The following is a 25,939-nucleotide window of genomic DNA, read 5'->3' as shown; positions in this document are numbered from 1 at the left end:
AGGCGTCGATGAGCGGCACGGTGAAGGCGGCACTGATCTACCCCCCGCTTACCGATCCCACCTCGGGATACCACTCCCTGAACTATCTCGACTCGTACGCGCGGGCGCAGGGTCACCGGCCGGCGGACATCATCGACGCCAACATCGAGGCGTTCCACCACTCCCACACCCCGTCGGCGTACGAGTGGCTGCGGCGGGAGCTGTCCCGGCTCTCGATCGACGACCTCAGCGGCCCGGACGCGCTGATGGCCCGGGCGAACCAGCTCGGCCTGCCCGACCCCGACCCGGAGCGGCTGCGCCGGTCGATCGGGGTCCTACAGGATCCGACACTGTTCTACGACTACGGGCACTACCAGGACGCCGTCGAGGGCGTGATCTCCTGGATGGACGCGCTCGGCGCCGTCGGGTTCCCCGGGCAGTTCCGCGCCGGTTTCCGGCTGCAACCGCCGCCGATGATCTCGATCGGTTCGGTGGCCGCGCTTACCGACGAGGCGATGCTCGCCCGGCTCAACAGGCCCTTCCAGCCGTACTACGAGGACGTGTTGATCCCACGGCTGGCCGCCGCTGGGCACCAGGTGATCGGGATCAGCGCCACCTACCAGTGGCAGCTACCGTTCGCGCTCTGGATCGCGCGGCTCGTCCGCCGGGCCTGCCCGGACGCCTTCCTCGTCGCCGGTGGCACGGAGATCTCGGACGTCTGGAAGTGCGCAAGCAAACCCGAGTACGTCTTCCAGGTGCTTGCCGACTTCGACGCGATAGTGGTCGGCGAGGGGGAGAGCGCGTACACGGAGATCCTGGACGCGGTGGCGGCCGGGACGCTGCCGGCGGGGCACCCCAACGTCCGACTGCACCCGAAGTACGGCCGCCAGCGCCAGTTGCCCCTGCGCTACGAGCGCCTGGCGCAGATGCCGGTCCCGGACTTCTCCGGCCTGCCCTGGGACCTCTACCTCAGCCCGGAGCGGTTCGTCTACTATTCGCCGACCCGGGGCTGCTACTGGAACAAGTGCACGTTCTGCGACTACGGCCTGAACACCGACGGCCCCACCAGCCCGTGGCGGCAGGACACGGTGGACAAGATGATCACCGACGTCACGGAGCTGTCGAAGTTCGCCAAGTTCATCTACTTCTCGGTGGACGTGCTCGCGCCCGCGACGATCCTGCGCTTCGCCGAGCAGGCAGTCGAGCGAGGGCTGGACTTTCGCTGGGGCGCCGAGATCCGGTTGGAGAAGTACTGGTCGGACGAGCGCTGCGAGCTGTTGCGGCGCAGCGGCTGTGTCGCCATCTCGGTCGGCTTCGAGTCCGGCAACCAGCGCATCCTGGACCTGATCGACAAGGGCACCAAGCCGGAGCAGGTACGGCGCACCATGACCGCGATGACCAAGGCCAACATCGGTGTGCAGATGATGGGCTTCACCGGGTTTCCCACCGAGACCCGCGAAGAGGCGTTGGACAGCATCACGTTCCTGCGCGACAACCCGGACCTGTGGACCCTCGGCGGGCTCGGAGACTTCATGCTGACCCCGGGCGCGATCGTCGCGAAGGAGCCGGAGCGGTTCGGCCTCACGAACGTGCGGCCGGTGGAGGGCTCGGACATCGTCCGGGTCCTCCAGTACGACGAGCCGGTGACCGAGGCGGCGCAGGCCGAGGTCGCCCAGGCCAAGGCCGGTCTCAACCCCGGGCACTACCACCGTCCGTGGCTGGGCAGCACCGACACCCCGCACACGTTCTTCTACCACGACCGCTACGGCACGGCGGTGCGCGGCGTGCTCGCCAATGACCGGGTCCGACACGACGGCGACGACGAGACCGAGTTCCTCGCCAACGGTTCCTTCGTGGACCACGACGACGAGCAGGTCCGAGAGGCGTACCGGCGGATGCGGTCGGACGACCAGGACGGCGTCCCCGGCGACCTGCCGGCGGACCGGCACCTGTTCCGCCGGGCCGACGGCCAGGTGTTCGCGCTCAACCGCAGCAGCCGGCTGTTCCTGGATCTCTTCACCGCGCCGCTCACCCTCGCCGAGGCGCAGCGTCGGCTGTGGATCGTCGAACGGACGGTCGCGGACCGGGTGTGGCGGACCTTCATCGAGCAGCGGCTGATCCGTCGGCATCGGCTCCCGGCCGAGCCGGGGCTGTGACCCGAACGCTTGTGACACGACCGCTGGTGACCCGACCGCTGGTGACACGACACGCGCGCCCGTCGACCCGGGCCTGACCTGCCGACCTGCCTTCGAGATGGGGCGTTTCCGCCTCCGGCGCGTCGACTCGCCGGGGCCGGGGCGGTCGTGCTCACCGACGCACCGCTGCCGCGGCGACGGCACAAATCGACCGACATTACAGTGACATACGTCACAGTCCTTGTCCCAAGCATGGGTTTAGCTGCTGGTGGCAGCAAGTATTCGAGCCGTCTCTTTCGGTGATCGGACTTTAGTACAGTACCGACCCCCTGACGCGGCGTACATGCTGACCAAGAGCAATGTAAATGCCGAGATGCTGTTGTGACCGGCCTGCGCCGGTTCTTGTTTCGGCACCCCTGCTCTGGCTGTAGTCGGATCTCCAGGGGCATCCTCGCCGGCATTCTTTGCCGCGCTTGCTAATCGGGAGTGAGTAATGCCAGTCGACCTTGCTCGTGAGCCTGCTTTGTCAGGTCATGTTGACTTCGATTTCTCCAACATCGAAGCCGGAGTCCGAAAGGAGTTGCGGCAGTTGTGCAAGCTGGACAACTACCACGCTCCGCTCGCCATACTCACCGACTTCGCAGTGATCGCCTTCTCTGTCTATCTATGTCTGGGTCTGTCCTGGTGGTTCTATCCGATATCCGCGATCCTGATCGGTTCCACGCAGCGGGGATTCGTCAACCTGCTGCACGAGTCGTCACACAAGGTGCTCGCCCGCAACCAGAAGCTCAACCTGATACTCGGCACGATCTTCTCCGGCTATCTCGTGCTCCACCTGTACAACCCGTACCGGAACACGCACATCGGCTACCACCACCGCTACCTGGGCGATCCCGAGAAGGATCCCGACTACTCGTTCCACGTCGAGTGCGGCCTGTACGACCACCGAGAATCCGATGTGGTCTTCTTCGGCAAGAACATCCTGCTGAGCATCCTCGGCTTCCGCACACCGCAGTACATCAAGTACGTCATCGACGACCGCATCTTCTGCAAGATGCCGCAGGCGAAGGTCTCCATGCCTATCTCGCTGCGTGCGGAGCGTCTCATCATCGTCGCCCAGTGGCTCGCCATCGTCGGTATCGCATTCGCGTTCGGATGGGCAACTCTTATATTGCTCTTCTGGTTCGTGCCCATGTTCACGACCGCCATCGCCATCGGTTGGCTGACGGAGCTCGCTGAGCATTACCCGCTGCCCGAGAGCGAAGAAAAGCAGGTCCTCATGACCCGCAACCGGCACGGCTGGGCCATCGAGAACTTTCTGCTCGGACGGCACCACGACAACTACCACCTCGTGCACCACCTCAACACGGGTGTGCCGTTCTGGAATATGAAGAATGCGCACGCCGCCCTGCTCAAGGACAAGGCATACGCGGGTTGGGACAGCATGTGGGCCGGCATCGTCACCCGGCCGCCGGGGCAGGGAAACAAGGAGACGTTGATCAGCTACGCCTCGAAGTACCGCAGATGGCGGCGCGAAGGCGGGGATCCGGCGACGGCGTCCACGACCTTCGCCGAGGTACTGGCCATGAAGCACGCCACCCAGCGTGCCGCTGAGCTTGAAGGTGCGACCCGATGACGATCACGAACCTCACCACGGACGGACGCGACATGAGCATTGTGGAGCCTGACCTGCGGTCTGCCACCGCCGCCCTGAAGGTTCTGGCGGCCGGCCTGTCCTACCGAACCGCGTTCGCGGAGAGCGCCCTGCTGCGGGAGACGCTCTGGCCCGCGGCCAGCCGCTACATCGTCGCGCAGGACCGCGCGGGCCTTCTCCGCCGACTGCCGATTCTCGCCGAGGCCGGCTACGCCGTCGGTGTCGAGGTCGTCGGCGAGGAGGCCCAGGACGCCGCGGAGATCCAGGGCGTCGTGGCCGAGTACGAGGCGCTCATAAGCGAATCCAGCGAGGCGTTGAGCCAACCCGTACAGCTCGGCTTCGACCTGTCCAACGTGGGCGCTCTCATCTCACCGGAGATGGCGTACGAGAACACGGCCCGCCTACTGGAGGCAGCTGCCACCAAGGGCATGGACATCATCATCAGCATGGAGAACTCCACATTCGTGGACGGGATCCTCGACGTGTTCCGGCAACTGGCCGGTAAGTACGACAACGTCGGCCTGACCCTCCAGGCGCACCTGCACCGCACGGCCGACGACATCGAGTCGCTCGCCGACACGGGCGCCAAGTTCCGCCTGGTCAAGGGTGTCTACCGGGAGTCGCCCGACGTGGCGCTGCCCCGCGGACCAGAACTCGACGAACGATACGTAACCCTCCTCGAACGACTGACCACCCTCCAGAGCCGGGTCACCTGCGCCTCGCAGGACCCCGCCGTGCACGATCTCGCCGCTCGTCGCGGGCTGCTCAGCCGCGTCGAGGAGGTGGAGATGCTGCACGGCGTACGGCCCGATCTCCTCCGCAGCCTGCGCGACCAGGGTGTGCCCGTCCGGGTCGCCACCGTGTACGGCGAGAACTGGTGGCTGCACTTCCTGCACCGCCTCGCCGAGTACCCGCCGAACGTCCTCACCGCCCTGGCAGACCTGCACGATCCGCGCCGGATCGAGTTCGGTCGTGACTACCGCTGACGAGCGCACGGCGGCGGTCCTCGGCCGCACCGACGAGGAAAGGATGCCCGTGTCTACCTCGACTCACCGGGACGCAACCGACCGGAGCCGGGGGATCGGTCCGGAGACCCGGCAGATCCTCACCGACCTGATCCGGGAGAAGTACCCGATTTTCGTCATGCCGTCGTGGTTCGTCACCACCGAGGCGGCGCAGGTGGGCCACCTGCTGAGCGCGGCGGTGGGGGAGCTCACCCGCCGAGACCCGGCGCGGCGGCACCGCACGTTCTTCGCCAACTCGGGCCTCGAGGCGCTGCACGGTGCGGTCAAGTTGCTCCGCCACCACGGGCTCGACCGGGCGCACCAGCATGGCGGCCGGGTCGTCGTGCTGGATCCGGACCCCATGCTGGCCCGCCGGTTCGATCCGCTGGACGCCGGCCCGGCGAGAGCCCTGGTGCCCGGCGTCGTGGTGGTCGACACGGCCGCCGAGTTGGAGCGCCTGCTCCGAGACGGTGAGCACTGCGGGGTCATCCTCCGGGACACCGCACTCGACGAGGCCCAGGCCGGTCGCCTCGCCGTCGAGTGCCGGCGGCGCGGCGTCCCGATCGCACTCGACCTCGGCACCTTCGACTTCACCCGGGCGCGTTCTCCGCTCGCCGAGGCGGTGGAGCCCGATCTCGTCCTCGTCGGTGGGTCCCTGACGGACCACGAGGTGCCGTTCGGGGCGGTCGTCGGCACTACCGAACTCTTCGCGGTCTGGTCGGGGAAGCGCGCCTTCCTGCACTCGAACACCTACGGCGGCAATTCGCTCGCGATGCGCAAGGTCATGGCCGTGCTGCACCGCAGGTGGTCGGCCGACGCCCCGGTCCGCAGGGCGTCCGAGGAACTAGCCCGAGACTGGGGGCGAACCCTGCGCGCCTACGCCGAGCACGTCAATCCGGGCACGGCGGAACTGCACCGCAAGACGTACGGGGCGCTGCACGTCGTACGCGCCTCGGGTTCGCGGCTGACCGTGCAGCTGGACTCCGGGCGCCGCGTCGAGGTGCTTGACGGGCTCTGCGGCGCGGGCCTGGGCGTCAACGGGCACAACCCGGACGACCTGGTCAGCGACGTGCTGGATCGACACGACGACGACGTGGACTACGTCGCTCGGTTGGAGGAGGTGCTGGCCGCGGAGACGGGGCTGGCCCGATCCTTTCCCGCCGTCAGCGGCGCGTCCGCCGTGGAGAACGGCGTCACCCTCGCCATGCTCGCCCGACCGCGCACCGGCCGGATGATCGTCTTCCGGCACAACTACGGCGGCAAGACTTTGGTCTCGCTGCTCGCGACAGCGGCGGAACGCACCAGGGAGCCCTTCGGGCCGCTCTACGACAACGTGCGATATCTCGACCCCTTCGGCCCGGACGTCGTCAGCGAGTTTCAGGCGGAACTCGCCACCGGGGACGTGGGTCTCGTCTGGATCGAGATCGTGCACGGCAGCTCCGACGCGTACGAGCCCATCCCCGACGAGCTGCTCGCCGTCGTGGCCCGGGAGCGTACGACCCACGGCTTCCTGGTCGGGGTCGACGAGGTGCTGACGTCGTTCTACCGGTGTGGCCGCCGGTTCGCCTTCCAGGGCCGGCTGCCCGAGGTGGACATCGTGTCGTTGTCGAAGGCACTGAGCTACGGCTGTTTTCCGACCGGCGCCACGATGGTGTCCGAGTCGGTGTACCAGCAGGCCCGCCGGAGCGCACCGGACCTCGTGGACGACCTGCGCAACCGCCACGCCGACCAGTTCGGGGCACACGTCGCGCTGCACGCCGTCGCCCAGGTCGATCGCCTCGGACTACCGAGCCGGACCGAGGCGCTCGCCGCCGTCGTGGCCACTGGCATCGACACCCTGCCCCGGCGATCCAGGAGCATCGGCCGTCGGTTCGTGGTCGGGCTGATGGGACGTCTGGAGGTGCTACCACCTCGCCTGATGCGCCGGTTCGTACGCCAGGACGGCGACGCGCTGACGACGATGACCATGCTGTGGTGGATCCTCCACGCCCGGGTGTTCGTCGTCTACGACCTCTTCCTCCTTCCCACGATCGCCAGCACGGCCGAGGCCCGGTACTTCGCGAGCCGCGTCACCGAGCTGGCCGCGACAAGCCCGTACACGATGCTGCGGCAGGTCGGCGCGCTCGTCGTGCGGGAACGCCTCGCCGCCCTTCGTGGCCGCCGCCGACCGGACGTCGAGCACCTACCGCTGAGGAGCGGCACATGAACGATCAGCCCGAGGCCGTGGTGCGTCGATTCTTCGACCTCTTCGACAAGGGGGACCTTCCTGCGATCAAAGGGCTGCTCGACCCGGAGTTCGAGTGGATCTACCACGGGCCGCCGTCGCTACCGTGGGCAGGCGTCTACCACGGGGAGGTCGGATTCGACCGGTTCTTCGAGATCGTCCGGGGCCTGATCCGGGTTCGCGAGTGTGTGCCGTACCGGTTCATCGCCGCCGGCGACGAGGTGGTCGTCCTCGGGGTGAGCCGCACCGACGTGATCGCCAACGGCGCCGAGTACGAGGCGCAGTGGATGAACGTCTTCACGGTCCGCGACGGGCTGATCGTCCGCTACCTGGACCTCTACGACACGGCCACTGTGGTCGAAGCCCTCCAGAAGAGCGCCGGACCGACTGACAGCGGTCCCCGTCAGCAGCGTCCCGCCTAGGAGGTCGGAGCGATGCCGACGGACGGCGGCACCGGTGCCGTGAGCATTCCGGAAGCATTCGACCAGGTCCTGCGTACGTCGCCGGAGCGGGTAGCGCTGCGCTGCGGCGCGGACGCGTTGACCTACCGGGACCTCGACGTGTGCGCACACCGGGTGGCCCGGGACCTGGTCCACCGGATCGCCCCCGAGGACCTCGTCGCGGTCTGCGCGACGGTGTCGCCCCAGGTCGTCGCAGCCCTGCTCGGCGTCCTGCGTGCCGGCGGGGCGTACCTGCCGTTGGACCCCGGGCTGCCGGATGCGCGGCTGGCAATGATGCTCGCCGACAGCGGAGTACGGCACGTCCTCGTGCGCTCGCCGGACGCGGAGCGGATCCGGCGGCTGGCCCCGCCGGGGATCGACGTGCTGGCGATCGACGACCAGTACGGCCCGACGGTCGCCGACCGGGTGGCCGGCACCCGCGACCTTCCAAAGCTGGGCGGGACGGCTCTCGCGTACGCCATGTACACCTCCGGCAGCACGGGCCGGCCGAAGGCGGTGCTCATCGAGCACGTCTCGGTCGTGGCGCTGGCACGTCACGACCGGTTGGGCATACGGCCGCAGGACGTGCTGTTGCAACTGGCGCCGCTGACCGTCGACCCGTCGGTGTTCGAGATCTGGGGCGCACTGCTCAACGGCGCCACTCTCGTACTGCCGCCCGACCCTCGTCCGAGCCTGCACCAGATCGCCGACCTGCTGGTGCGGTACGAGATCACCGTGCTGCGGTTAGCGGCACCGCTGCTGGCGATGGTCGTCGACCATCACCGCGCTGCGTTGCGCGGGCTTCGGCTTCTCGTGTCCGGCGGCGACCGGGCGTCGGTGCGGGCGGTCCGCGAGGTCCTGGCCACGGTGCCGGATTGCACGGTCGTCAACGGCTACGGACCCACCGAAGCGACCGTCTACGCCACCTGGCACCCGATGACCCGCTACGACGAGGCGTGGCCGTCGGTGCCGATCGGAACGCCGTTGTTCGGCGGTCCGGCCCTCGTGCTCGACGAGCAGCTCAGACCCGTGCCACCGGGCCAGGTGGGGGAGTTGTGCGTACAGGGGCCGGGGTTGGCGCGCGGTTATCTGCGGGACCCGGGCAAGACCGCAGCGTGTTTCGTACCGCATCCGTCGCGCCAGGGCCAACGGGTCTACCGCACCGGCGACCGGGTCCGGCTGCTCCCCGACGGAAACCTCGAATACCTCGGTCGCGGGGACGACCAGATCAAGGTGCGCGGCTACCGCGTCGAACTCGGCGAGGTGGAACGCGCGCTCGACGACCACCCGTCGGTTCGTGAGGCCGCGGTGGTCATGGTGTCGGCAGTCCCCGCCGGCCGCCTCACCGCGTTCGTCGTGCCGGTGCCGGGGGCGCACCTCGCCCCGGCCGAGGTGCGGGCCCGACTCGCAGCCGTCCTGCCCGGCCACATGGTCCCGTCGGCGGTGACCGTCGTCGGGGCGCTGCCCCGCACGGCCAACGGCAAGACCGACCGGCAACGGCTCGCCGCCCTCGGCGCGGTGCCCGCTGCCGGCGTTCCGAGCGGCGATGCCGAGATGACCGGAGCGCAGCGGATGATCGGCGCCATCTGGGCGCGTGTCCTGGGCCAGCCGGTGGTCGGGGCCGACGACACCCTCCTCGGTCTCGGCGGCGACTCGCTCGCGGCACTGGAGATCCTGGCCCACCTCCGGCGTGAGTGTGGTGTGTCGCTGTCCCTCGCGGACCTCATGGAGGGCTCCACCGTCCGCGACGTGGCACGCCGCGTCGCGCAGGGCAGCGGCTCGCCGACCACCCGCCTGGCACCAGGTGCGAGCGTGCGGGTGCCCTTGTTGCCGAGCCAGGAGGGCGTCTGGTTCGAGGATCGGCTGGCCGGCGCGGGCCGGTACAACATCGGCCGGACCTTCATCGTCCGCGGCACACTCGACGAGCCCGGCCTGCGGCGTGCCATCCGCGCGCTCGCCGACCGCCAGCAGGCCGTCAGGACCGTCATCGCGCATGACGCGGACGGGCTGTGGCAGGTCAGCGCCGCCGACGGCGGCCCCGCCGTCACCCTTACCGACCTGCGGCACCTGCCGTTCGACGAGGCGCGACAGGCAGCACAGACCCGGATCGACACCGCCGCCGCGCGCCAGGTCGAGCTGGGCGAGCCCCTCGTCCGCATCGAGGTGCTCCGCCTCGCCGACGACAAGTGGATGGTCGACGTCAACCTCCACCACCTCGTCGCGGACGACTGGTCGTGCGGCATCTTCTTCCTCGAGCTGGCCACGCTCTACGAGAACCGGGAGCACCTCGACGAATCCCCGCTGCCACCGTTGGAGTTCCAGTTCGCCGACCACGTACGCCGCGAGCGCCGCCGACAGGCCGAGCGACGCGCGGAGGTCGCCGAGACACTGCGCCGCCGGTTCGCCGGTTACCCGGGGCCGTTCGAACTGCCCACCGACCTGGCGAGGCCCGCAGCGCCGACCGGAAACGGTGACCTGGTCCGCCTCGAACTCGACGCCGAGCTGACCGCCGCTGCCGCCGCCGCTGCCCGACAGCACGGCGTGAGCCGGTTCATGCTCGCGCTCGCCGCCGTCCACGTCGTCCTGTCCCGCTACGCCGAGCGGGACGACCTCGCCCTCGGAGTGCCCGTCGCCGGCCGGGATGTCCCGGGCAGCGACCGCCTCATCGGCTACTTCGTCACCATGTCGCTCGCCCGCATCAACCCTCCGCCGGACGCCACGGTCGCCGATCTGTTGCGGCACGTTCGTGAGGTCTGCCTGGAGCTGTACGGGCAGGAGGGCGTGCCGACGCACACCGTTGCCGAGGACGTCGGCCTCGGCGGTGCGCCGCTGTTCCAAGCGGTCGTCAACTACCAGCAGCGGTCGAGCGGCACGCTACGGCTGGGTGCCGCCCAGGTCACCGCCGTGCCGCCACCGCCCCGAAGGACCGCCAAGTTCGACCTGTCCTTCGGCTTTCGGGAACTCGGTGACCGGGTCGCCGTCGAGGTCGAGTTCAACACGGACCTGTTCCGCGCCGACACCGTCCGGCAACTCGGCGAGCACCTGTCGAACGCGCTCCGGTGGCTGAGCGCGCACCCGACCGACCCCCTCCGGCAGGCGCGACTCGCCGGACCAACCGAGTTCGCGGCGCTTGCCGTCGGCGGCCAGGTGCCCGCCGTCGACGCCGCCCCGGGCCCGCTGCACGAGTTGGTGCGCGCCCAGGCCCGCCGAGGGCCGGACCGGATCGCCGTGGTGGGCGACCAGGAGACGCTGACCTACCGGGAGCTGGACGAGCGCAGCGACCGCGTCGCGGCGGGACTGCGCGCGGCAGGGCTGCGCCCCGGCTCGTACGTCGCGGTCTGCCTGGAGCGGTCGCCGGAGCTGTTGGTCGCCCTGCTCGCTGTCCTGAAGGCCGGTGCGGCCTACGTCCCGCTGGACCCGTCGCATCCGCGCGACCGGTTGACACGGATGATTGTCGACGCGCAGGTGGCCCTCGTCCTTTCCGGAAAGGGCCTCGTCGAGCAGCTCTTCGGTGCCGAACCCCTCGGCGCCCCCACTGTCGACATCCGGCAGTTGCAGGAGTTCGCCGGCCCGGACGCCAGCCCGCTTCCTACCGGCGTGGGCGACGCCGACACCCCCGCCTACGTCATCTACACCTCGGGCAGCACCGGCCGCCCGAGGGGAGTGGTCGTCACACACGCGGCAGTGGTCAACACCCTGTACGGCAACCTGCGGCGGCATCCGTTCCGGCCCGACGACATCTGGCTGCAGACGACCTCGCCCGGCTTCGACGTCGCCGCGTACGAGCAGTTCATGCCGCTGCTCTGCGGTGCCACCCTGGTCTACTGCTCCGACGAGCACCGCGCCGACCGGGGCGCCTTCACCCGGTTCGTCGCGCGCAACGGCATCACGGTCCTCGTCTGCGTACCCTCCTTTCTCCGGGCGCTGGCGCGTCCCAACCTGCCGTCGCTACGGATCCTCCTGGTGGCGGGTGAACCCGCCGACGAGCGCGACACACGCCACTACTCCGCCACCACCGTGGTGATCAACGGCTACGGCCCGACGGAGGCGGCGATCCTGGCCACCACCCACCAGGTGCTTCCCGACGATCTTCGGACCCGGGTTCCGATCGGGCGACCGCTGCCCGGAACGTCGGCCTTCGTGCTCGACCGGTTCGGCCAGCTCGCCGCCGTCGGGGTGCCGGGGGAGCTGTGCTTGGGCGGCGCGGGTCTGGCCGTCGGCTACTGGAACGACCCGGCGGCGACGGAAGCCCGGTTCGGCGTCGTTCCTGCCGTCGGCGGTCAGCGGCTCTACCGCACGGGGGATCGGGTGCGCTGGCTGCCCGACGGCAATCTGGACTTCCTCGGGCGCCTCGACGACCAGGTGAAGCTGCGTGGCTTCCGGATCGAACCGGCCGAGATCGAGACGGTGCTCGCCAGCCACCCGGACGTCGCCGAGGCCGCCGTGGTGCTGGCCGGCGAAGGAGACGACGCCGAACTCGTGGCCTTCGTCGTCGGACAGGTCGCCTCCGACACGCTGCGCGCCTTCGTGGCGCGCAGGCTTCCCCGCTACATGATCCCGGCGGCGTTCATGGCCGTGCCACAGATTCCGACGAACGGCAACGGCAAGACCGACCGCAGGGAACTCGCCCGCCGTGCCGCAGAGCGCACCGACCGACCCGGCGGGGAACAGCACCGGGCCGCCGCTGAGGGGCCGATGCCGGCCGTCCCGACCCTGTCCACGACGGCGCGCGTGGTCGCCGCCCTCTGGCGCGAGATCCTGCACACCGAGGTGAGATCGCTCGACGACGACTTCTTCGACGTCGGCGGGCACTCGCTGCGCCTGATCCGACTGCTCACCCGGATCGAGGAGGTCACCGGCGTCTCCATCGACATCAGGGATTTCCTCGCAGAGCCCACGGTCGGTGCCGTGGTCAGCCGGATCGAGGGCCGCCGGGAGGGGGTAGCCGTCGCGAGCGCCCAGGCGGTGCCGGAGGAGTCAGCCCTGCTCGACCCCTCGTGGCGCTTCCGGGGCACCCCTGCCGTACCTCCGCGGAACGTGCTGCTCACCGGCGCCACCGGACTGGTCGGGATGTTCGTTCTCGCGGAACTGCTCCGGCACACCGACGCCGAGGTGCGCTGTCTGGTCCGAGCCACCTCGCAACGGGAGGGCAGACGGCGGCTCCAGGAGGTCGCCGACCGGTACCTGGTCGCCCTGGACGTCGCGAATCCACGACTCACGGTGGACGTCGGGAACCTCGCGGCGCCTGCCCTGGGCGCGACCGCGGCTACCTGGGAGGCGCTCACGGACGTCGACGCCATCGTGCACGCCGGCGCACGGGTACACCACCTGTCACCGTATTCGGTGAACGCGCCCACAAACGTGCGTGGGACCGCCGAACTCCTCCGCCTGCTCGATGCGGGGCGCGCGAAGCGTCTGCACCACCTCTCGACGACCGCGGTGTTCGCCGACGGCCCTGCACGCCAGGTCGACGAGTGGTCCTCCACAGCCGACGAGCGGCACTCGCCCGCACGCGGGTACTCGGCGAGCAAGTGGGCGGCCGAGCGCCTGATCGCCAGGGCGTCCACACAGGGCGCCGAGTCGGTGGTGTACCGGCTGGGTCGGGTTTTCGGCGACACCGTCCACGGTGCCGTCAACGTCGACGACATGTTCTGCCGCCTGCTGCTTACCGCCAGGCGGTTGGGGTGCTATCCGACCGGCGCTGCGGCCCGCGCCGACCTGCTGCCCGTGGACGTCGCCGCGCGGGCGGTGGTCAGCGGGGTGCTTGACGACGCACCGATGCCGGTGCAGCACCTCCACCAGCGCTACGGCGTCGACCTCGGTGCCTTCATGGCGGTCCATGACCGGATGTTCGGCACGACGTCGTCCGCGGTGCCGCTAAGCGTGTGGGTCGACCGGATCCGTGCGGCTGCGGCTGGTGGCACCGAGTTGCCCGCCCTGCCCTATCTGCACCATCTGGGCGACGACGGCGTTCGAGGCGGGGCGCGACTCGACAGCGACGCCACCGTGCGGGACCTCAACCGTCGCGGCGTCACCCTGCCTGCCTTCGGCCCGGACCTGATCGAGAAGTGCTGGGGGTACCTGCACGGCCAGGGACATCTTCAGGACGAAGGAGTGGAATGACCCCTGTCCAGCCTGACGCGACCGCTGCGGTCGCCGAATCGGCCGACCATCCGACGTACCCGATGAGCCGTGGCTGCCCGTTCGACCCGCCACCGGCTGCCAGCGCGCTCCGCGCGGTCGGCCCCCGACGCGTCACGATCTGGGACGGCAGCCACCCGTGGCTCTTCACCCGGTATGACGACGTACGCGTGGTGCTCTCCGACCCCCGGTTCAGTGCCGACAAGTCACGGCCCGGCTTTCCGCTGTCCAGTGGCGTGGCGGCGGCGGAGGTGAATGTCGGCGCCACGATGCTCGTCATGGACGGGCAGGAGCACGCCGCCAACCGGCGGATGCTGATGCCCGAGTTCACCGTCCGACGCAGCGAGGAACGTCGCGCACAGATCACCCGAGTGGTCGACGGCCACCTTGACGCGCTGATCTCCGCCGGGAGTCCGAGCGACTTCGTCGCGACGGTGGCGCTGCCCACCGCGTTGTCGGTGATCTGTGAGCTGCTCGGCGTGCCGCACGAGGACGCGGAGTTCGTCCGGAGCCGCACGGCCACCATGGGTATGGTGGGCTTGACGCTGGCGGAGGCCACCGCGGCACGCGGCGAGATCTTCGACTACCTTGTCGCGCTCATCGGCGAGCGTGACCGGCGACCACGGGAAGACCTGATCAGCCGGTTGACGGCGCGGCACGTGCGCAGCGGGTCCGTGACCCGCGAGGTGCTCGCGGCGATGGCGTTGCTGGTGCTGACGGCGGGCCACGACACCGCCGCGAACATGATGTCCCTCGGTGTTCTCGCCTTGACGCAGCATCCCGAGCAGTTCGCGTACCTCCGTCGCGACCAGACACCGGCGACCGTGTCGCGGGTGACTGATGAACTGCTGCGCTACCTCACTGTGGTGCAGCGCGGCATCCGGCGGATCGCCACCACGGACGTGGAGGTCAACGGACACCGGGTCCGTGCCGGTGAGGGCGTCATCGCCGCAATCGACGTGGCGAACCGGGACGGTGACCATTTCCTTCAGGGTGACGAACTCGACGTCACCGCGCCGGCCCGTCACCATCTCGCCTTCGGGTACGGCAGCCACCAGTGCATCGGGCAGGCGCTGGCCCGAATCGAGTTGGAGGCGGTGTATGGCGGCGTCGCCCGGCGCACGCCGGGGCTGCGGCTCGCGACACCGCTGGAGGCCGTCCGGTTCAAATCAGACATGGCCGTGTACGGCGTGCACGAGTTGTTGGTGACGTGGTGAACCGACTCTGTCCCCGGAGGTTGTGGAGATGCGGGTAAGTGTGGATGCCGGCGCGTGCGTCGGAGCAGGTCTCTGTGTGCTGACGGCTCCCGAGGTCTTCGACCAGGATCCGGAGGACGGCATCGCGACCGTACGTGCCCAGGACCTCTCCGCCGACTCGGTGGAGGCTGTGCGGGAGGCGAGGTCCGTCTGCCCGGTGGAGGCGATCGAGTTGCGGGAGGAGTGACGGGACGAGCTGGCGCTACATGTTCCGTAGCGTGTAGGGGGCCGACGCGTATTCGCCGCCCTGCACGTCGTCCCCCTCGGCTGGGTCGTCGCCGTATCCGTGCCGCGCGGCGTTGTCGACGGGCCGGTAGCCGATCGCCGCCCATCCGGCGTCGTCCCAGAATCGCTTGGCGTTGTCCGAGACCGCGTACAGGGTGCGGAAGCCCGGATCGGGCGCGGTCAGGGAGGCCAGGATGAAACCGGTACAGTCGCGTGGGCTGAGCCAGGTCGCCGCGTGGCGCGGCTCGGTCGGGGCCGACTCCATACTGCCGATGCGCAGGCAGACCACCTGTGTGTCGAACTTGTCGTGGTACAGACGACCGAGCGCCTCGATCCCCGCCTTGCTGACGCCGTAGAGGCCGTCGGGACGCACCGGCCAGTCCGGGTGCACCAACTCGTCAGCCGGATAGAAGCCGGTGATCCGGTTGCTGCTGGCCAGCACGACGCGACGCAGGCGATGTCGACGAGCGGCCTCCAGCACGTGGTACGTGCCAAGCACGTTGACGTTCAGCAGATCGGCCAGTGGGGCCTCGTCGGCGATACCGCCGAGGTGCACCACGCAGTCGACGTCCTCCAGAGCCGCGACGACGGCGTCCGGATCGCGTAGGTCGACAATCCGTGCCGTCTCGGTGGGGCCCGCGTCGGAGATCGGCTGCTCGTCGAGGAGGACGAGCCGGTCAGCGTGCTCGGCCAGAACCGGGCGAACCACCGTTCCGATAGCGCCGGCCGCGCCTGTCAACGCGACTGTCCCCAGGGTCCTGGCCATGGATCCATCCTGTCAGGTTGGTGCCGGCGGGGCCGCCGACTCCCGGCGGTGTCGCGGGAGGTGTGGCCGGTGGAGCCGACTGTTGGCTGTCGGCGGCCTCACTTGTCAACAGCGTGATGCAGGCGACGATGCCGACCTTGAGCCGAGACTCCAGACCGAGCTTCGCCATGATCTCGGTGACATGGTGTTTGACGGTGCGTTCGGAGATCGTGAGATTACGGGCCACCTCGGCGTTCGCCATCCCGCACCCGAGGGCGTAGAAGACGTCCTTCTCCCGCTCGGTCAAGAGGTTGAGCCTGCTCGTCGCCTCTTCGAGGACGGTCGTGACTGTCAATCTGTACTCGGTCAGAACCAATGGAACCCCCGTGATTCAGATGCGACTGTGGGTCAGAGCCGTGCCACCTGTGCCGAACTCACCGGGTCACGTCGGCGAGAGCGGTCACCAGTCTCTCGACATCGGCTGGGGTGGTCCCGCGGCCCATGGAGATCCGAAGGAAGTCGTCGGCGCCCCGGTCGAGCGCGAACAACGGCGTGTGCGCACCGTGACCCACCCAGGCCCTGATGCCCTGCTCCGCAAGGCGGGCGTAGATGTCGGCGACCGGCAGCCGCTCGCTTGTCACCGAGACGATTCCCGACCTCCGGCTGGCCTGACCGAGCCGGGTGAGGCCCGGCATGGCGGAGACCTCCCTCTCCAGTACCGCGAAAAGGTCCCGCGATCGCTGGGCTTCCACCGGATCGAGGGCACGGTGCTCCTCGACGGCAACGCCCAGCCCCGCCCACACGGCGATGTTCCGTTCGGCCAGCTCGAAGCTCGACGCGTCGCTGATCAGCGCCTTCGTGTCCAGTGCTGCCGAGACCGTCATGGCGTGCACGTCCAGCACGGCCGGCGAGGCGACGGCGCGGTACTTGTCGGAGATGTGCGCGAAGCCGGTGCCCCGGGGGCCACACAGGAACTTGCGGCCCGCGCCGGTGTAGACGTCCGATCCGATCGACGCCACGTCGACATCGACGTTGCCGACCGCCTGGCACCCGTCGACCACGAACAGCGCGCGGGATCCCCGGACGATCGCGCCGATCCCGGCGACGTCGACCACCACCCCGCAGCAGGAGGGCAGGTGTGACACCGAGACGAGGGCGACGTCGTCGTTGAGATGCTTCGCGATCCAGTCGAGGTCGACGTCGCCCTGCGGGGTGCACGGCATGACGACGATGTCGATGCCGACACGTCGGCGCAGCTCGGCGAGGTGGAACAGGTTGCCGACGTAGTCGTACTCCGACACCCAGACCACGTCGCCCGCGGCCAGCGGAAGGTTTCCCACAAGGGTCGTCCAGGCACGGGTCGCGTTGTCGAAGAGGGCGACACCGGACGGCTCAGCGCCGAGCAGGCCGGCGAGACCGGCACGTGCCGCCGCGACAAGCCCTTCGCCGTGTGCCGCCTCAGCCTCGTAGGGACCCGAGGACGCCTCAAGCTCCAGGTACTGTCGGATGGCGTCGGTCACCGCCGGTGACGGTACGCCGGCACCGGCGACGTTGAAATGCAGCGGATCGGCCCCGGCGGTTGACGACACGGCGTTCATCGGCTTGTCCCTTCCAGGGTGGCCGGCACCACCTCATCGCTCGTCCACAGGTGTTTCACGGAGCTCAACGCCGCCACCGAGATCATGCCGAGGGCGACGACGCCGGCCACCACCGCCCAGGAGACCCGGGCGTCGGTCGCCGCGAGGAGCGGGAGGAACAGCAGAGGGGCCGCCAGCACACCGACGTTCACACCGGCGGCGTACAGGCCGATGTTGCGAGCCTTCAGGGCGGCCGGTGAGACAGCGCTGACGTGGTCCAGCATGGCCGGGAAGACGATCATCTCGCCGACGGTCCACCAGGCGGTGCCAAGCAGCAGCATCCAGGGATTCGCCCCGAAGCCCATCAGGCCGAAACCCACGAGCGCGCAGGCGTAACCGGCCAGCAGCGTCGTGCGGCGCCGCCAGTGGTTCATGAGATGGTTGAGGCCGATCTCGCAGGTGATGACCAGCAGCGCGTTCACCGCGAAGATGGCGCTCACCCACACCGCCGGGCTGCCGAGATTTTGGATCACGTACGCGCTGATGATGGTGGGCGGCAACGCGTAGGCGAGATGGATCGGCATGATCGAGGCGAAGAAGGACCAGAACCTCACCTCACTGCCGCGCCGGTCATGGCTCGGCGCGTCGTCGACCGCCTCTGCGGCCGGGGTGACCACGCTCTGCTGGATCCCGGCGAGCTTGGCGCGGGCCAGGATGCCGGCGGCGATCAGGTAGCCGACGGCGGTGCCCCAGATCAGCAAGCTCGGAGACACGTTGAACAGCACGCCCGCGAGCACCGGGCCGATGCCCATGCCCACGTTCACCGCCAGCCGCACGGCGGCGAAGGCGAACCGCCGCTGCGAATCCGGCATGATCATCGCGACAAGCGTGTACGAGACAGGATTGATCAGCTCGTAGCAGAAGCCCCAGGCGGCAGTCACCGCTACCAGCGGCCACATGCCCGGCATCACGGCCACCACGACGACCGACACCGCGACGCCGATCATGCCGAGCACCGCGACTCTGCGCTCCGACAGCCGTCTGCTCAGCTGGCTGACGACCAGGTCGGCCACCAGCGCGCCCACGCCGAACGCGCCGATCACCAGGCCGACGCCGGCCGGAGACAGCTCTTCGCGGGTGACCGCCAGGTAGGCCCCGTAGAACGGGAAGAGCATCACCGAGCTGCGCGCCACCGCGACGGAGATGAGGAGGCCGCGGATGGGCCGAAGACTGGCGAGGTTCTCCCGAAGGGTCGGCCTCATGTGTCGAGGCCGTACACGGACTCCCGGATGTCGTCGACAGCACGATAGTCACGTTCGAGGGACGCCTCGTCGGTCGCCGTCATGAAGACCCGCAGCGGGCTGGTCAGCAGATCGCGGGTGGGGACGAGGACGTCCCCGGGCTTGCGCTTGACCGTCAGCTCCACCACCGACGGCAGCTCCCGGATCCGGCGCACCGCGTCGTCGTTGATCGAGGTGATCCGGCCGGACAGCTCGGTAGGCGTGTTGAAGACGATGGCGGGCTGCCGCCGCTGATAGACCTTGCCCCCGTACTCGTCGAGGAACCGGTCGGTGTCGGCGTACGCCAGCGCGGTGAGATCCGCCTGGTTGCCGCCGAGGCAGAGGTCGTGGAAGCCGGGGTGCATGTTGCCGTTGAGCCGTGCTCCGACCTCCACGATGGCCGGACCGTCGGCGCGCATGATGACCTCGGAGTGCGCCGGGCCGTTCTGGATCCCCAGCGCGTCGAGCACCTTCCGCGTGTACGCGATCAGCGGGCCGCACACCGGATCGTCGGCGTTCATCAGCACATCGCGGTTGTAGATCGGCTTGCCGTTGGGCAGGAGCTGCTTGTCGTAGCGCCAGACGCCGCACACATACGCGTGACCGTCCGCGCTCACCGTGTCGACGATGTACTCGGTGCCCTCCAGGTAGCTCTGGACCAGCACCTGTTGGTTGGGTATGTCGAAGATGTCCTTGGATTCGAGGATCGACCTGAAGGCGTTGCGGAGGTCGGCCTCGTCGCGGCAGACGAACACGCCGTCCGTCGACGCCGAGGAGAGGGGCTTGGTGACGCACGGCCAGTGGCCACCGGTGTTCGCCCATTCGAGGGCCTGCTCGACGTCGCTGGTAAGCGTCTGGTCGGCCGTGACGAGGCCGGCGGCACGCACCACCTCGATCATGTCGTACTTGTTGCGTCGCGCGGACGACAGCGCCGAACCGTTGGTCCGGAGGCCGAGCACCTCGCTGAGCCGGTCGGCGAGAGGAACGCCGGGCTCCTGACCCGCCACCACGAACAGCGGCGAGATCTTCTCCAGATCCTTTACCGCTGTCTCTTCGTTGTCGTACACGAGAAAGTCTTCGTAGCTGTCCCGTGCGGGCGCCAGCATGCTCGGCATTAGCTCCGGGGTGCTCTGCAGGTGGAATACCGCGACGCCGAGGCGACGAAAGGCGCTGGGGAGGAAGTTACCCGTGCTGTAGGCATCCACCAACACACCTGTAGGACGTTTCACCGCTGATTCCCCTCGACTAATTTCGGCGTCCCAAAGGCCGAACAACAGGTTCGCGCACGTGGGCAGGCGTAGTGATCGGCCTCGGTGGTGATACTTCCACGGCCCCCGGGATCGGCGCGCCCCAAGATATCGCTATGGGGATAGACATCGTCTATTGTCGTACCGTGGTCATGACGCTCCAGTCCGTGCGCGCCTTCGTGGCCGTGGCGGGACAGGGATCCTTCGGTGAGGCGGCCCGCCTGTTGCAGGTGAGCCAACCGACCGTGAGCGCCGCTGTCGCCCGGCTGGAAGCCCACGCCGGCACCAAGCTGTTCCAGCGCGAGCTGGGTGGGGTGTCACTGACCGAGCGGGGGCTGCGGGTCCTGTCCCGGGCCGAGCAACTCGTGCACGTCGCCGACGAGCTGGAAGGCATTCTGCTCGACGACGAACCCCACGGCCTCACCCTCGGGTTCATGGGGGAGGCCGCCTCGTCGGTGACCGGGCAGATCGTCCGGATCGCCCAGCAGCGTCTCGGTCGCCCGGTCGAGCTGCGGCGGTTCGACTTCGACGACCCCAGTTGCGGGCTCGCCTCGGACACGACTGACCTGGCGATCATCTGGCCGCCACTCACGGCCGAGGACCTGGAACAACTGGTCGTGACCACGGATCGGCGAGCGATCGCCCTGCCGGTCACCGACCCGCTGGCCGGCCGTGAGGAGGTGCGGCCGGACGAGCTCGGCGACCGCCACTGGGTCGTGCCGCGCTCACCGGACGCGGCCTGGAACGCCTTCCGGCATCCCCAGATCCTCGATGTGACCCCGCTCGGAACGGTCAGCTCCGGGTCGCTGGAGGAGACCCTCGAACTCGTGTCGGCCGGCGCCGGCGTCGCGTTGCTCTCGGAGAGCACGGAGCAGCACTACGCGCGGGCGGGCGTCGTGATCGTGCCGCTGGCGGGAGACCTCCAGTGCACAGCGGCGCTGGCCTGGAAGCGACCCAACGAGCGACCCGTCGTCGCCGACATCGTCGCCGACATCCGTGCGATGAAACTGCCGCGGCGCTGATTGTGCCGGCTCCCACGGAATCCGATCGCCGACGATCGGCATAGGGTCGGGTACGGCGTTGACAGGACCACCGGAAGTGGGCAAAGCTTCGTCTATTGGCTCGACCGGCAAGCGCGTCACTCAACGGCCGGTGTGCCCGTGCCGACGGGTGGATCGGTGCGGCGGAGTGGCGGCGGCGGGAGTTGCGACTCCCCGGTGACCGGGTGGCCCCTACCGGCCCGACGGCGACGATTTGGCATTCAGTGCGGTCAATGTGGACGCCTGTGCGCCGGCACGCCTGGTCGACTGCCACCGCAGCACGTCCAGCTCGCGTCGAAGGCCGCGACCATCGGAGGCAGCAATGCACAAGAGACAGTTGACGTCGTTCATCGGCGTGGAATACACCGATCTGACCTACCGGGACCTTGAGCGCGGCGCGGTCTTCGACGATCTCACGGCCAGCCTGCACGACTCTGAGCTGGTGGTCGTCCGTGGCCTCGACCTCACCCCGCAGCAGCAGATCGCGCTGGCCTCACGACTCGGTGACCCGGTGCCGTTCATGCTGGCCGAGTACCGGCACCCGGAGTTCGCGCAGATCCTCGTCTCGTCGAACGAGGTGAAGGGGAACCGGCCGGTCGGCATCCCCCGGGTCGGCAACTTCTGGCACCAGGATTCGTCCTTCGCCCAGGACCCCGCTCCCTACACGATGCTGCACGGTGTCCGAGTGCCCGCAACCAGCGGCCACACCCTCTTCGCCAGCGCATTCGACGTGTACGACCGTCTGCCCACCGACTGGAAGCAGTTGCTGGAGGGTCGGACCGGCCGGCACACGCTCACCAAGCAGCAGCGGATCGGCGCCGAGCACGTCGGGCTCTCGATCGCGGAGATGAAGGCCCTCGTTGCGGTGCAGTACCCGGCGGTGGAGCACCCCGTGGTCCGTACCGACCCGCACACCGGCCGCCGATATCTCTACGCGAGCCGGGAGTACATGGACTCCGTTGTCGGGTTCGACGCCAACCAGAACGAGGCGTTCTTCGACCTCGTCGACGCCCTGGTGCAGGACCCCGACCACGTGTACGTCCACCGGTGGACACCGAACGACCTCCTGATCTGGCGGACCGCGACGACCTACCACGTCGCCACGGAGGTGGAGCCCGGGGTGTCCCGGACCGTGCATCGCGTCAGCATCGCGGCCGGCGCCAAAACGCCCCGGCCGGTCGGAGCTGAGGGCGCCGAGCGCAGCTCGGAGGCGATGGTATGAGCATGCCGGCGGGCGGCACCGGGTTGTTCGCCGTCGTGGACGGCTACTCCGCCGGGAGGTTCCTCCCGGCAGCGTTCGCCCGTGCCGGAGCGGCCGTCCTGCACGTTCAGAGCACACCCCGGTGGCTCACCTGCACGCCGGCTCCCGACCTGAGCCCATACGTCGGCAACATCGTGCACGACGGCGTGGAGCGCACCGCCGCGCGGCTCGCCGAGATGGGCGTCGCCGGGATCATCGCCGGGCAGGAGAGCGGCGTACCGGTCGCCGACCAGCTCGCGGAACGACTTGGTCTCGCCGGCAACGGCACCCGGCTGTCCCTGGCCCGACGCGACAAGTTCCACATGACCGAGGCACTGCGCGCTGCGGGCATCCGGTGCGCGCGACAGTGGAAGTCCGACGATGCCGCGCAACTCGCCGCCCTGGCGACGGCCGACGGGTCCTTCCCGTACGTGGTGAAGCCGCTGAGTTCGGCGTCGAGCGACGGGGTCGCCATCTGCCGAACCGCCGACCAGGTCAGGGCTGCTGCGACCCGGATCCTCGGCACGACCAACCTCTTCGAGCAGCCCAATGCCGAGGTGCTCATGCAGTCGTACCTCGACGGCGTCGAATACATCGTGGACGTCGTGCTACACGACGGCGTACGGCACGTGTGCGGGATCTGGCGGTACGACAAGCCGCTGCGCGACGGCCGCCGGCTCTACGACAAGGACGTCCTGCTCGCGCCGGACCAGGCGCCGGTGGCTGATCTGATCCGCTACGTGGACACCGTCCTGCCCGCGCTCGACATCCGGCACGGTGCCGCGCACGCGGAGGTCATCATGACCGCGGACGGCCCGGCGCTGGTGGAGGTGGGTGCGCGTCTCAACGGCAACATGGACCCCGAGTTCCACGATCTGTGCCTCGGCGGCAACCAGGCCGACCTCACCGCGCTCTCCTTCGTGCGGCCCGACGAGTTCGTCCGGCTCCACGGCGGGACCGTGTACCAGCGGCGGCGCGCGGCCCTGGTCTACAACGCCGAGACGAGCGCGACCGGCACGGTCGAGGCGGTCGACGAGGAGGTCCTGGCGAGCATCGCGGCACTGCCAACGGTCCGCCTGGTGGTGCCCAAACTACGCCCCGGTGATCGGATGCTCCCCACGGTGGACCTGCTCACCAGCACCCTTCGGGTGTACTTCGCAGGCGACTCCGACGCCGACGTGCTCGCCGACTACCGGCGGGTCGTCGCCATGAGGAACGCGGTGTACCGGCTCACCGATCCTGTCCCACACGCCTCGCTGAGCGGCGCGCGGTGAGCGTCACCATCCGCGCCGACCTGGCCGCGCTCCCGCCGTACGTCATTCCCCGGCAACCGCCGGGTGCCGTCCTGCTCAACAGCAACGAGTCGCCGGTCGCCCCACCCGACGCGGTCGTCACCGCAGTGGCTGCTGCCGCCGCCGCGATGCACCGCTACCCCGACTGGACGTCGTCGGAGTTGGTCGACCGGTTGTCGCACTCGCTGACGGTGGACCCGTCCCGCATCGCGGTCGGCTGCGGATCGGTGAGCCTGTGCCAGCAACTGCTTCAGGCGGTCTGCGGGCCCGGTGACGAAGTGGTGCACGCGTGGCGGTCCTTCGAGGCGTACCCCGTCCTCGCCCGGATCGTCGGGGCGACGTCGGTCGCCGTTCCGCTCGACGCCGACCAACGACACGACCTGACCGCGATGCTCGCGGCGATCACGCCGGCCACCCGCGTCGTGTTCGTCTGCAACCCCAACAACCCGACCGGTACGGCGGTCTCGCGCGACGCCCTCCGCGACTTCCTGCACGCCGTACCTCCGGATGTCCTCGTCGTGATCGACGAGGCGTACCGGGAGTTCGGCACCGACCCGGACCTGCCCGACGGCCTGGAGTTCGCGGCGACCCACGACAACGTGGCAGTGCTACGAACGTTCTCGAAGGCGCACCGCCTGGCCGGCGTCCGCATCGGGTACTGCGTGGCAGCGCCGCTGGTGGCGGAAGGGGTGCGCAAGGTGGGCATTCCGTTCGGAGTCAGCCGGCTGGCCGAGGCGGCGGCGATCGCGGCACTCGACAACGAGGACGCGATCCGTGTTCTGTGCCGGGAGACCACGCGGGAACGGACGCGGGTGTCGGAGGCGCTGGCGCGCCTCGGCTACGCGACGGTGCCGTCACAGGCCAACTTCCTGTGGTTGCCCCTGGGACCGAGGGCGGTCGAGTTCGGCGAGCACTGCGCGGCGGGGAAGGTGATCGTACGGGTGTTCCCGGGAGACGGCGCGCGGGTCACGATCGGCGCGCCCGAGGAGAACGACGCGTTCCTGCGGGCGACCGAGGGCTTCCGGCCGTAGCGGCTGAGCCCGTCAGTGTCGGGGCAGGAACATCGCCCCCGGATTGAACAGCCCGTGCGGGTCGAAGGTCTCCTTGAGCTGGTGGTGCACCCGCAGGCCGACATCGCCCAACTCCCGCGCCAGCCATTCGCGCTTGATCCGCCCGACGCCATGTTCTCCGGTGATGGTCCCACCCAGCGCCAGGCCGAGTTCGAGGATGCGGTCGAACGCCTGCCGCGCTCGGTCGGACTCACCGGGGACCGTGGGGTCGAACATGATGGTGGGATGCATGTTGCCGTCGGCGGCATGTCCCACTACCGCCACCGGCAGGCCGAGTTCCGTGCCGATCCGGGCGCAGCCGCTGATCAGGTCGGCGATTCGTGTCCGGGGCACGGCCACGTCCTCGGTGAGACAGTGGCCCTGGCTCTCGAGCGCGGTCAGCGACACCCTGCGGGCCTGCAGGAGGAGGTTGCCCTCCGCCAGATCCTGAGTCGAGTGGGTGGTCGTGGCACCGGCGTCTTGACAGATCCGTGTGATGGTCGCCAGCTCGCGCTCCGACGCCGACCCGCCCGAGTCGGACTGGCACAGCAGCAGGGCCTGGCAGCCCGGCGTACCGATCTCACACTTCAGGTACGCCTCCACGGCGCGGATCGAGATGGCATCCATGATCTCCATGAGAGAGGGGATGACGCCCGCCCGCACGACGCCGATGACTGCCTCGCCCGCCGCTTCGGTGGACTCGAACGCGGCAACAAGGGTGCCGGGTGCCTGCGGCAGCGGACGAAGCGCCACCGTGGCCTCTGTGATGATGCCCAGCGTGCCCTCGCTGCCCACGAAGAGCCGGGTCAGGTCGTACCCGGCCACCCCCTTCACGGTGCGACGGCCGGTGCGCAGCAGACTGCCGTCGGCCAACACGACCTGTAGCCCGAGGACGTGGTCCGTGGTCACGCCGTACTTCACGCAGCACAGTCCGCCGGCGTTGGTGGCCAGGTTGCCGCCGATCGTGCACCAGTCGAAGCTCGACGGGTCGGGTGGGTAGAACAATCCATGGGCTGCGGCGGCGGTGCGGAGATCCATGTTGACCACCCCCGCTTGCACGACTGCCAACCGGTTCGCCGGGTCGACCTCCAGGATGCTGTCGAGCTTCGTCATGACCAGCACGACGCAGCCGTCGATCGCGTTCGCCGCGCCGGTCAGGCCGCTGCCCGCCCCGCGCGGCACGATCGGCACGCCGGCATCGGCGCACAGCCGGACACATGCCTGGATCTTCGTGACGTCCGCGGGGAACACCACAGCCAACGGGACTCCCGACGGCGCCAGGGGCATCATGTCCCGCGCGTACGGTTGTGTGGTCTGCGGGTCCGTCACCACGGCAGCGACGCCAAGCTCAGCCCGGAGGGAATTCACGAGGGTCATTGTCACTGGGGCAGCCTATTACGCCGGCAGTGCC

General features: G+C 69.2%; 18 protein-coding genes. 12 read left to right on the top strand and 6 right to left on the bottom strand.

The window, feature by feature from the left end:
* Positions 1-8: 8 nt before the first annotated feature.
* The 8 genes from ADK66_RS28625 to ADK66_RS28590 all read left to right on the top strand — a co-directional run bounded on the left by ADK66_RS28625 (position 9) and on the right by ADK66_RS28590 (position 15,020).
* Positions 9-2,135 (top strand): radical SAM protein, encoded by a 2,127-nt coding sequence (locus tag ADK66_RS28625; RefSeq protein WP_053660809.1) that lies wholly within the window; start codon positions 9-11, stop codon positions 2,133-2,135.
* Positions 2,136-2,607: 472 nt separating this feature from the next.
* Positions 2,608-3,750, top strand: coding sequence for a fatty acid desaturase family protein (locus ADK66_RS28620; RefSeq protein WP_053660807.1), 1,143 nt, complete (start codon positions 2,608-2,610; stop codon positions 3,748-3,750).
* Positions 3,747-4,754, top strand: a complete 1,008-nt coding sequence (locus ADK66_RS28615; RefSeq protein WP_053660805.1) for a proline dehydrogenase family protein — start codon at positions 3,747-3,749, stop codon at positions 4,752-4,754. Before ADK66_RS28620 ends, ADK66_RS28615 begins: the two co-directional genes overlap by 4 nt.
* Before the next feature lie 49 nt (positions 4,755-4,803).
* Positions 4,804-6,978: an aminotransferase class III-fold pyridoxal phosphate-dependent enzyme gene (locus ADK66_RS28610; protein WP_157553022.1), complete on the top strand. Its 2,175-nt coding sequence runs from the start codon at positions 4,804-4,806 to the stop codon at positions 6,976-6,978.
* A complete protein-coding gene (locus ADK66_RS28605; RefSeq protein ID WP_053660801.1) occupies positions 6,975-7,418 on the top strand; it encodes a nuclear transport factor 2 family protein in 444 nt (147 codons plus the stop codon). Before ADK66_RS28610 ends, ADK66_RS28605 begins: the two co-directional genes overlap by 4 nt.
* A gap of 12 nt (positions 7,419-7,430) precedes the next feature.
* The gene (locus ADK66_RS28600) at positions 7,431-13,559 is read left to right on the top strand and encodes a non-ribosomal peptide synthetase (RefSeq protein WP_053660799.1); all 6,129 of its coding nucleotides are present in this window, start codon (positions 7,431-7,433) and stop codon (positions 13,557-13,559) included.
* Entirely contained in the window at positions 13,556-14,794 is a 1,239-nt protein-coding gene (locus ADK66_RS28595; RefSeq protein ID WP_053660796.1) for a cytochrome P450, read from the top strand. The genes ADK66_RS28600 and ADK66_RS28595 overlap by 4 nt, the downstream gene beginning before the upstream one ends.
* Positions 14,795-14,822: 28 nt before the next feature.
* Positions 14,823-15,020, top strand: a complete 198-nt coding sequence (locus tag ADK66_RS28590) for a ferredoxin (RefSeq protein WP_053660984.1) — start codon at positions 14,823-14,825, stop codon at positions 15,018-15,020.
* A gap of 15 nt (positions 15,021-15,035) precedes the next feature.
* Here ADK66_RS28590 and ADK66_RS28585 read toward each other — a convergent pair whose 3' ends face one another.
* The 5 genes from ADK66_RS28585 to ADK66_RS28570 form a co-directional block, all read right to left on the bottom strand.
* Positions 15,036-15,824 (bottom strand): NAD(P)-dependent oxidoreductase, encoded by a 789-nt coding sequence (locus ADK66_RS28585; protein ID WP_053660794.1) that lies wholly within the window; start codon positions 15,822-15,824, stop codon positions 15,036-15,038.
* On the bottom strand, positions 15,736-16,158 hold the full coding sequence (locus tag ADK66_RS31130; protein WP_197281667.1) for a response regulator transcription factor: 423 nt from the start codon (positions 16,156-16,158) through the stop codon (positions 15,736-15,738). The genes ADK66_RS28585 and ADK66_RS31130 overlap by 89 nt, the downstream gene beginning before the upstream one ends.
* A gap of 79 nt (positions 16,159-16,237) precedes the next feature.
* Entirely contained in the window at positions 16,238-17,401 is a 1,164-nt protein-coding gene (locus ADK66_RS28580; RefSeq protein ID WP_053660792.1) for an aminotransferase class V-fold PLP-dependent enzyme, read from the bottom strand.
* Positions 17,398-18,642, bottom strand: a complete 1,245-nt coding sequence (locus tag ADK66_RS28575) for an MFS transporter (protein WP_053660790.1) — start codon at positions 18,640-18,642, stop codon at positions 17,398-17,400. The genes ADK66_RS28580 and ADK66_RS28575 overlap by 4 nt, the downstream gene beginning before the upstream one ends.
* Entirely contained in the window at positions 18,639-19,865 is a 1,227-nt protein-coding gene (locus ADK66_RS28570; RefSeq protein WP_231640234.1) for an ATP-grasp domain-containing protein, read from the bottom strand. The genes ADK66_RS28575 and ADK66_RS28570 overlap by 4 nt, the downstream gene beginning before the upstream one ends.
* Positions 19,866-20,059: 194 nt before the next feature.
* Here ADK66_RS28570 and ADK66_RS28565 point away from each other — a divergent pair, with 194 nt between their 5' ends.
* The 4 genes from ADK66_RS28565 (at position 20,060) to hisC (ending at position 24,510) form a co-directional block, all read left to right on the top strand.
* The gene (locus ADK66_RS28565) at positions 20,060-20,929 is read left to right on the top strand and encodes a LysR family transcriptional regulator (RefSeq protein WP_231640233.1); all 870 of its coding nucleotides are present in this window, start codon (positions 20,060-20,062) and stop codon (positions 20,927-20,929) included.
* A gap of 340 nt (positions 20,930-21,269) precedes the next feature.
* Positions 21,270-22,169, top strand: coding sequence for a TauD/TfdA family dioxygenase (locus tag ADK66_RS28560; protein ID WP_053660783.1), 900 nt, complete (start codon positions 21,270-21,272; stop codon positions 22,167-22,169).
* Positions 22,166-23,461, top strand: coding sequence for an ATP-grasp domain-containing protein (locus ADK66_RS28555; RefSeq protein WP_231640232.1), 1,296 nt, complete (start codon positions 22,166-22,168; stop codon positions 23,459-23,461). Before ADK66_RS28560 ends, ADK66_RS28555 begins: the two co-directional genes overlap by 4 nt.
* Positions 23,458-24,510: a histidinol-phosphate transaminase gene (hisC, locus tag ADK66_RS28550; protein WP_053660780.1), complete on the top strand. Its 1,053-nt coding sequence runs from the start codon at positions 23,458-23,460 to the stop codon at positions 24,508-24,510. Before ADK66_RS28555 ends, hisC begins: the two co-directional genes overlap by 4 nt.
* 12 nt (positions 24,511-24,522) lie before the next feature.
* Here the strand turns inward: hisC and ADK66_RS28545 are convergent, their stop codons facing one another.
* Entirely contained in the window at positions 24,523-25,905 is a 1,383-nt protein-coding gene (locus ADK66_RS28545; RefSeq protein ID WP_197281676.1) for an FAD-binding oxidoreductase, read from the bottom strand.
* Positions 25,906-25,939: the final 34 nt, after the last annotated feature.

It is taken from the genome of Micromonospora sp. NRRL B-16802, from assembly GCF_001279555.1.
GTDB lineage: Bacteria > Actinomycetota > Actinomycetes > Mycobacteriales > Micromonosporaceae > Micromonospora > Micromonospora profundi.
The sequence above is the reverse complement of the archived record's forward strand: the minus strand, read 5'-3'. Positions and strand labels throughout refer to the sequence as shown.

Excerpts from the sequence above, each read along its gene's own strand:
- ADK66_RS28565 (WP_231640233.1), top strand. The coding sequence starts at position 20,060 with ATGACGCTCCAGTCCGTGCGCGCCTTCGTGGCCGTGGCGGGACAGGGA.
- ADK66_RS28560 (WP_053660783.1), top strand. The coding sequence starts at position 21,270 with ATGCACAAGAGACAGTTGACGTCGTTCATCGGCGTGGAATACACCGAT.
- ADK66_RS28590 (WP_053660984.1), top strand. The coding sequence starts at position 14,823 with ATGCGGGTAAGTGTGGATGCCGGCGCGTGCGTCGGAGCAGGTCTCTGT.
- ADK66_RS28580 (WP_053660792.1), bottom strand. The coding sequence starts at position 17,401 with ATGAACGCCGTGTCGTCAACCGCCGGGGCCGATCCGCTGCATTTCAAC.
- ADK66_RS28625 (WP_053660809.1), top strand. The coding sequence starts at position 9 with ATGAGCGGCACGGTGAAGGCGGCACTGATCTACCCCCCGCTTACCGAT.
- ADK66_RS28555 (WP_231640232.1), top strand. The coding sequence starts at position 22,166 with ATGAGCATGCCGGCGGGCGGCACCGGGTTGTTCGCCGTCGTGGACGGC.
- ADK66_RS28600 (WP_053660799.1), top strand. The coding sequence starts at position 7,431 with ATGCCGACGGACGGCGGCACCGGTGCCGTGAGCATTCCGGAAGCATTC.
- ADK66_RS28620 (WP_053660807.1), top strand. The coding sequence starts at position 2,608 with ATGCCAGTCGACCTTGCTCGTGAGCCTGCTTTGTCAGGTCATGTTGAC.
- ADK66_RS28595 (WP_053660796.1), top strand. The coding sequence starts at position 13,556 with ATGACCCCTGTCCAGCCTGACGCGACCGCTGCGGTCGCCGAATCGGCC.
- ADK66_RS28585 (WP_053660794.1), bottom strand. The coding sequence starts at position 15,824 with ATGGCCAGGACCCTGGGGACAGTCGCGTTGACAGGCGCGGCCGGCGCT.
- ADK66_RS28575 (WP_053660790.1), bottom strand. The coding sequence starts at position 18,642 with ATGAGGCCGACCCTTCGGGAGAACCTCGCCAGTCTTCGGCCCATCCGC.
- ADK66_RS28545 (WP_197281676.1), bottom strand. The coding sequence starts at position 25,905 with ATGACCCTCGTGAATTCCCTCCGGGCTGAGCTTGGCGTCGCTGCCGTG.
- ADK66_RS28605 (WP_053660801.1), top strand. The coding sequence starts at position 6,975 with ATGAACGATCAGCCCGAGGCCGTGGTGCGTCGATTCTTCGACCTCTTC.
- ADK66_RS28615 (WP_053660805.1), top strand. The coding sequence starts at position 3,747 with ATGACGATCACGAACCTCACCACGGACGGACGCGACATGAGCATTGTG.